Annotated in this window: 6 protein-coding genes; 5 read left to right on the plus strand and 1 reads right to left on the minus strand. The window is 59.0% G+C overall.

Annotation, left to right across the window (positions count from 1 at the left end; all coding sequences use genetic code 11):
- Nucleotides 1–38 precede the first annotated feature (38 nt).
- From PEH01S_RS28745 to PEH01S_RS28760, 5 genes are all read left to right on the plus strand, one after another.
- Entirely contained in the window at nucleotides 39–1,547 is a 1,509-nt protein-coding gene (locus PEH01S_RS28745) for a TROVE domain-containing protein (RefSeq protein ID WP_127489591.1), read from the plus strand.
- 34 nt (nucleotides 1,548–1,581) lie between these two features.
- Nucleotides 1,582–1,710 (plus strand): hypothetical protein, encoded by a 129-nt coding sequence (locus PEH01S_RS35915; protein WP_275452134.1) that lies wholly within the window; start codon nucleotides 1,582–1,584, stop codon nucleotides 1,708–1,710.
- Nucleotides 1,711–1,801: 91 nt separating this feature from the next.
- The gene (locus PEH01S_RS28750; RefSeq protein WP_025845864.1) at nucleotides 1,802–2,590 is read left to right on the plus strand and encodes a nucleotidyltransferase domain-containing protein; all 789 of its coding nucleotides are present in this window, start codon (nucleotides 1,802–1,804) and stop codon (nucleotides 2,588–2,590) included.
- Between the two features lie 6 nt (nucleotides 2,591–2,596).
- The gene (locus tag PEH01S_RS28755; protein ID WP_164828064.1) at nucleotides 2,597–4,195 is read left to right on the plus strand and encodes a limonene hydroxylase; all 1,599 of its coding nucleotides are present in this window, start codon (nucleotides 2,597–2,599) and stop codon (nucleotides 4,193–4,195) included.
- Nucleotides 4,177–5,403 carry an RtcB family protein gene (locus PEH01S_RS28760; protein ID WP_127489595.1) on the plus strand — a complete coding sequence of 409 codons (1,227 nt, stop codon included), beginning with the start codon at nucleotides 4,177–4,179 and terminating at the stop codon, nucleotides 5,401–5,403. The genes PEH01S_RS28755 and PEH01S_RS28760 overlap by 19 nt, the downstream gene beginning before the upstream one ends.
- Nucleotides 5,404–5,572: 169 nt before the next feature.
- Here PEH01S_RS28760 and PEH01S_RS28765 read toward each other — a convergent pair whose 3' ends face one another.
- Complete coding sequence (locus PEH01S_RS28765; protein ID WP_025845869.1) at nucleotides 5,573–6,430, minus strand: amidohydrolase family protein; 858 nt, start codon at nucleotides 6,428–6,430, stop codon at nucleotides 5,573–5,575.
- Nucleotides 6,431–6,509 lie beyond the last annotated feature (79 nt).

The following is a 6,509-nucleotide window of genomic DNA, read 5'->3' on the forward strand; positions in this document are numbered from 1 at the left end:
TTTTGCTGCGCAAAAAAACTTGGAGGAGGTTTCCAACCATGAGTTTCGCTAAAAAAATGTTCGGCGCGATGCTGCCGACGACACATAACAAAGACGGATTCCCCGCTTATGCGCGTTCGGCCGAAGAGCAGTACGTGCAGACGCTGTTGACCAATACGCTTGGAAATACGTTTTACGCCGATCAAAACGAACTGCTGAAGGACGCGCTTGAGCTGCATCACGAAATGGCGCAGTGTAACCCGCAATTTATGGCCAAAGCGCTGGTGTTCGCCCGCAACGAGGGATTCATGCGGCTGCAGCCGTTGTTCGGACTCGCCATCCTGTCGTCTTACCGGCCGGATTTGTTCGCCAAGGTGTTCGACCAAGTGGTCCGGATTCCTTCCGACTTGTCCGACTTCCTGACGATCCTCCGGGGACTTGGACGCGGGCAGGGCGGCCGGGCCGTGAAACGGCAGATTGCCCGCTTCCTCTCCGGGGTGTCCGAATATTGGGCGCTGAAGTACAACGGCCGGGGACGCGGGTTCAGCTTGGGCGATGCGATCGCGACGGCGCATCCAAAGCCGGCCGATCTTAAGCAGCAGGCACTGTTCCGGTACCTGCGCGGGCAGGAGACGAGTCTCGCGATGCTCCCGCAGGTGGAGGCGCTGGAGCAATTGAAGCGGGCGAGGAGCGAAGCCGAGCAGCTCGCCTGCATCGAACGCGGGAAGCTGCCGTACGAGACGGTGACGGGAGCGGTCAAGCCGTCCAAGGCCGTCTGGGAGGCGCTGCTGCGCCAGATGCCTACGTTTGCGCTGCTGCGCCATCTGAACGCGCTGGATCGTGCGGGCGTGTTCGAGAAGAAAGCCAACCTGGCGTTCGCGGTGGAGCGTCTGACGAATGGCGAGGCGCTGCGCAAAGCGAAGATTTTGCCGTTCCGGTTCGCCAAGGCGTTCCGGGAGGTGGAGCGTCCGGAGCTGCGCGACGCGCTGCGGGCGGCGGTGGAGCTGACGTTCGCGAACCTGCCGGAGATCGGCGAGAACACGGCGATTTTCCTGGATATTTCCGGCTCCATGCAGGGGGAATATTTGCAGATCGGGTCCATATTCGCCTTGGCGCTGTACAAGAAAACGCAAGGGAACTCGTTGTTCTGGCTGTTCGACACGGAAGTGACGGACGCCAAGCCGTCGCGTCACGACAGCATTTTAACGCAGGCGGACTGCATCCGTTCCCGCGGCGGAACCGATACCGGCGCGCCTGTGCGCAAGCTGTTTTATGAAAACAAACGGGTCGACCAGATCATCATTATCACGGATGAGCAGCAGAACAGCGGCAGCCCGTTTTACGCCGAGCTGGCGAAATACCGCGCCAAGGTGAACCCGCAGGTCAAGGCGTTCATTGTCGATATTGCGCCGTACCGCTATGCGATGGCCCCTCCGGCCGACCGGAACACGTTCTATATTTACGGCTGGAGCGACACGGTACTGTCCTATATTGCGCAAGCGGTACAAGGCTACTCGGATATGACGGGGAAGATCGATGCCATGGAGCTGGGCGGCAACGAAAAGTAACGATCCATTTTCTACGAAAAGGAGGCCGATGACGATGGCAGGGATTACGACAAATCTGCAGTTTATCCTGACGAACACCAAACGCCGTCTGCCGGATCACGGCAGCTTTGACCTTCGTATCTCATCGGTCCTATTGGAATGGCATTTTACGCGCACGCCGTAAAACCATGCTGAAGAACATCGGGCCATGGACCGCTGAGGTCGATGGCTTTTTTCCATTAGCAGCATGTCAATCCGAAGGAGAGGGAACCGTGATGACCGACTTTTGCCATCATATATTAGAAGAACTGTGCCGCATCGAGCGGCAGGAGCAGGTGCGCATCCTGTACGCCTGCGAATCGGGCAGCCGGGCATGGGGGTTCCCGTCGAAGGACAGCGACTACGATGTCCGTTTCCTGTACGTCCGGCCTGTCGAGTGGTATTTATCCATATTCGAACAACGGGACGTGATCGAGCGGCCGATCAGCGACAAGCTCGATATCAACGGCTGGGATTTGAGAAAGGCGCTGAACTTATTCCGCAAATCGAATCCGCCGCTGCTGGAGTGGCTGCAGTCGCCGATCCCGTACTATGAGAAATATTCCGCAGCGGAGCGCATCCGCCGCATCTCGCCGCTGACCTTTTCCCCGAAATCGTGCATGTATCACTATCTCAATATGGCGAAGGGCAATTACCGGGATTACTTGCAGGGGGAGCAGGTGAAGATCAAAAAATATTTTTACGTGCTTCGTCCGGTTCTGGCCTGCGAATGGATCGAGCGGTTTAACGCGATGCCGCCGATGGAATTCGACGTGCTGGTGAACCGCTTGGTGCCGGAGGGCAGCGAGCTGAAGCAGGTCATCCGCAAGCTGGTGGAACGCAAAATGGCGGGGGACGAAATGGACTACGAGCCGAGGATCAACCCCATCAACGATTTTTTGGAACAAAAAATGAATCATTTCGAGCACACGGCCGTTCATTTGAAAAGCGCCGCAGGCGCACAGGCCCGCGAGCTTGATGAGCTGTTCCGCGCCGTGCTTAGCGAAGTGTGGGAGAACGGGTGATTGACGATGATGAATAGTTTTAATCAAAATACGCTTTATCCATGGGCCGGCAAGCCTTCCATCTATGAATATATCGTGTCCGCGCTGGATGACGAGGGTCGCCTCCGCGATGCCAAGCTGCCGGATGACGAGGAGTATTGGGCCGGGCATGCCGTGCGCTGGGTCGCGGGGGGCATGGACGGGACGTTCAGCCACCACGCCGGAGGGCAAGCGGATACGGCGAAGGTACAAGCGCTGGTGCAGCTCCTCGTCAAGCAAAGCCGGAGTCCGGGCAACAAAACAAGACGCGCTACGTACCTCAAGCTGATGCAGGAGGAGGTGCTGAGCGTCATTGACCCGCTGCTGGAATCGCTGCGGGAGCGCCCCGGAGTCGTCATTCCGAAGCTGTACCAGGAAGCGGAGTGGTTCGCGAGATACGGGGCACACCGCAATGTCGTCAAGCTGGGGATTGCGCTGCTGGGCCAGTTCGAAACCGAGAGGCACCGGGAGCTGGTCGTTACGCTGGGGAAGCATGACGAATTTACGCTCTATTCTGCGGTTGCGATTCGTGGCAGCCTGGAGCATGCCAACGAGACGCTATTTGAATTGGCCAAGGCTGTAGACGGCTGGGGAAAAATCCAACTGGTCGAGCGTCTGGAGCCGCAGACGCAGGAAATCCGGGACTGGCTGCTTCGCCACGGATGCCGCAACAGCGTGATGAACGAATATTTGGCCTGTTATTGCGCGCGTAACGGCGGGCTGGCCGAAGCGCTGGCGCAAGCCTCTGTGGATCTTGAACTGTATGACGGGGCAGGGGTCATCCTCTCCGCGCTGCTGGCCGGAGGGCCTGCCGAAGATATCGACGACTACGAGGACGCAGCATTGGCGGTAAGCGATTTTCTAAGGCATTCGCAGACGATGTGCATTAACGTGGCGCAGCTATCGGTTGTGACGGATATTTATGATTTTCTAAACGAAGACGGGAAGCGCTGGGAACGACGGTACGACAGAGGCTGGTCCGGCGACCTGCGCGAAGCCTGCAAGCGGCTGTGCGACAATGTCATCCGCGACGAAGGATGGCCGGCCAAAGTATGGGAAGGCATCCGCTCGCAGGACAGCACGATGCGGCAGCATGCGATTCATGCGGCCAAGCGGCTCCGAATGGACATCTGGGAGGTGCTGTTCGGGCAGCTGCCGGAGCATCCTCTGGACAGCCATCTGTATTATCAGCTTGCGCAAACGGAGGAACCGGAGCGGATGGATCGTTTGGTCCGTTATGCGGAAGCACACCTCCCGCTGGACGAAATCGCGAGCGGTCCGCAGGACGAAATCGGCTACGGGGAGCCGTATGCGCCGCATCAATGCCTGCAAAGCCTGCTGCAGGCGCTGGACGTTTTCGAGGGGCGCGGGACGAAGCTGGTCGCCGCCGGCTTGCGGAGCCCGTCCACCATGAACCGCAACATGGCGCTGAAATGCTTGGAAACCTGGCCTCTCCCGGTGTGGGGAGAGGAAGTGACGGCGGCCTTGCAGGAACTGACGGTCTCCGAGCCGAATGAACAAGTAAAGGAACGCATTGCGAAGCTTTTGCAGGAAAAGGAGCTGACAGCATGGCTTATCAAATCATAGACGGCGTCCGCGTCTGGGGGAGCCCGGAGGCAGGCGCCTTGGCGCAAGCCAAAACGTGCGCGGAGCACGGAAATGTCGTGCAGGCGCTTCTGATGGCGGACCACCACAAGGGCTACAGTCAGCCGATCGGCGGGGTGATCGTCTACGAGGGACAAATCTCGCCGTCCGGCGTCGGGTACGATATCGGATGCGGGAACAAAGCGGTGCGCACGAACCTGCTCGCAGCGGATATCCGGCCCGGCTTGGCGCGCATCATGGACGACATCGCACGGAACGTTTCGTTCGGCATTGGGCGGGTAAACAGCGAGAAGGTGGATCATGAGCTGTTTGACGATCCGGACTGGTCGGTGTATTCCGCGATCGGGCGTCAGGAGCACGATAAGCTGAAGGCGCTCGCCCGCGATCAATTGGGGACCGTAGGCAGCGGGAATCACTTCGTCGATTTGTTCGAGGAAGCGGGGACGGGGCGGCTGTGGATCGGCAATCACTTCGGCAGCCGCGGGTTCGGCCACAAGACGGCCAGCGGGTTTATTAACCTTGCGGCGGGCAGGGAATTTTTGGCCAACGCTCCAGGGGAAAAGATGGACCAGCCGCCGGTGCTGCTCGATCTGGACAGCGAGCTGGGCGATATGTATTACCGCGCGATGAAGCTGGCTGGGCGGTACGCGTATGCCGGAAGAGATGCCGTCATCCGTCAGGTGCTGGCGATTCTGGGAGCGGACGCGGAATTCGAGGTGCACAACCACCACAATTATGCTTGGAAAGAGACCCACAGCGGCCGGGAAACGGTCGTCGTGCGCAAAGGGGCGACGCCGTCCGCTCCCGGCCAGCTTGGGTTCATCGGCGGCAGCATGGGCGACATCTCGGTCATTGTCCGGGGGAAGGATACGGAGGAGAATCGGGCGGCCTATTACAGCACCGTGCACGGCGCGGGAAGAATTATGAGCCGGACGCAAGCCGCCGGCAAAATGAACTGGAAGACGCGCGCCCGTACGGGCGGTCTCATCTCGGAGGCGCAAATGCACGAGGCCGTGCGGAGCTTCGGCGTCGAGCTTCGCGGAGCCGGCACGGACGAGAGCCCGTTCGTGTACCGGAAGCTGCAAGAGGTGCTGGATGCCCATGCGGAGACGATTGACGTGCTGCATGTGCTGAAGCCGATCGGCGTATGCATGGCCGGGGCGGACGAATTCGATCCGTATAAGGACTAGCCGCTCTCATTTTTTAATCCAATTTTGAGCTTCTTTTAAGGTGGGCTTAAGCTTCCCGCCGCATACTAAAAAAGATCCCGTTACTTAACATATATCTTTTTAATCCCCGCCGTCGCTGCCATCGACGAGGCGGGGATTTTTTTTGAGCGTTTGTGCGTCGTATATGCGGCTACTCCACGAGCGGAGCGATTTTCGGAAACACGCGCAGGGCGGTTTTGTAAAATACGTGCTCATGATATGCCTCCGGGATCAGCTCCTGCACGAATTGCAGATAAGGCTGCACGGGGGCGAGCGGCCAGTCGGTGCCGAACAGCATCTTCTCGTAATGGTCGCAATACGTCACGGCGTGGCGCAGATGCGCGAAGAAGAGCGGGGAATCCTTAAGCCGCGCGCATTCCGCGGCATCGCCGACCATCAGGCCCGACAAATCGGCGAATACGTTGCGGTTCTTGTACACGATTTCGGCCCCGTCCAGCACCCACGGGTCCCCGAAATGGGCGATCATGAAGTTGACGTCGCGGTGGGCGACGGCAACCTCGTCCACCGTCAGCGGGTGGGAATATTTCAGCAGGCCGCGTTCCGAGTACGTGTCTCCCGTATGATAGACGACCGGGACCTTGTACTGCTTCGCCAGCTCGTAGACCGGCTGGTAGACGTCATCGTAGGCATAGTATGGGTAATAGCCGAGGTAAATTTTGATCCCGACCGCCTCCGGCCGCTGCAGCGCTTGTTCCAGCGCATCCAGTCCGGCGTTGTCCAGCTTGAACGGGTTAACGCCGGGGCAGTACGCGATCTGCCCCGGATACGATTCCACCATATCGAGTCCCATTGGCGTCGGGGCTTCCCGGTCGGGGAAGCCTCCGGCGGCGGTCTCCGTCACCCCCATGCCGATCCCCAGCACGACGCCGTTCTCGGCATATTCGCGCAGCAGCCCGTCGACGGAGTAATCGACGAACGAGCGGTTTTCGGCCGTTTCCTTGAACGAGGCAATATGAGACAAGTGCATGTGCGCATCAATGATTTTCATTCCGTGTTACTCTCCTTCCGTATCACTGGTTTCAAGTATAAGAGGGAAGGCGAGCCGGCGTAAAGCCTCCAAGCTGTCC

Source organism: Paenibacillus ehimensis NBRC 15659, from assembly GCF_004000785.1.
Lineage (GTDB): Bacteria > Bacillota > Bacilli > Paenibacillales > NBRC-103111 > Paenibacillus_G > Paenibacillus_G ehimensis.

What these genes read in the sequence shown, in the direction of transcription:
- PEH01S_RS35915 (WP_275452134.1), top strand. Translation starts at nt 1,582, where the DNA reads ATGGCAGGGATTACGACAAATCTGCAGTTTATCCTGACGAACACCAAA.
- PEH01S_RS28755 (WP_164828064.1), top strand. Translation starts at nt 2,597, where the DNA reads ATGATGAATAGTTTTAATCAAAATACGCTTTATCCATGGGCCGGCAAG.
- PEH01S_RS28745 (WP_127489591.1), top strand. Translation starts at nt 39, where the DNA reads ATGAGTTTCGCTAAAAAAATGTTCGGCGCGATGCTGCCGACGACACAT.
- PEH01S_RS28765 (WP_025845869.1), bottom strand. Translation starts at nt 6,430, where the DNA reads ATGAAAATCATTGATGCGCACATGCACTTGTCTCATATTGCCTCGTTC.
- PEH01S_RS28750 (WP_025845864.1), top strand. Translation starts at nt 1,802, where the DNA reads ATGACCGACTTTTGCCATCATATATTAGAAGAACTGTGCCGCATCGAG.
- PEH01S_RS28760 (WP_127489595.1), top strand. Translation starts at nt 4,177, where the DNA reads ATGGCTTATCAAATCATAGACGGCGTCCGCGTCTGGGGGAGCCCGGAG.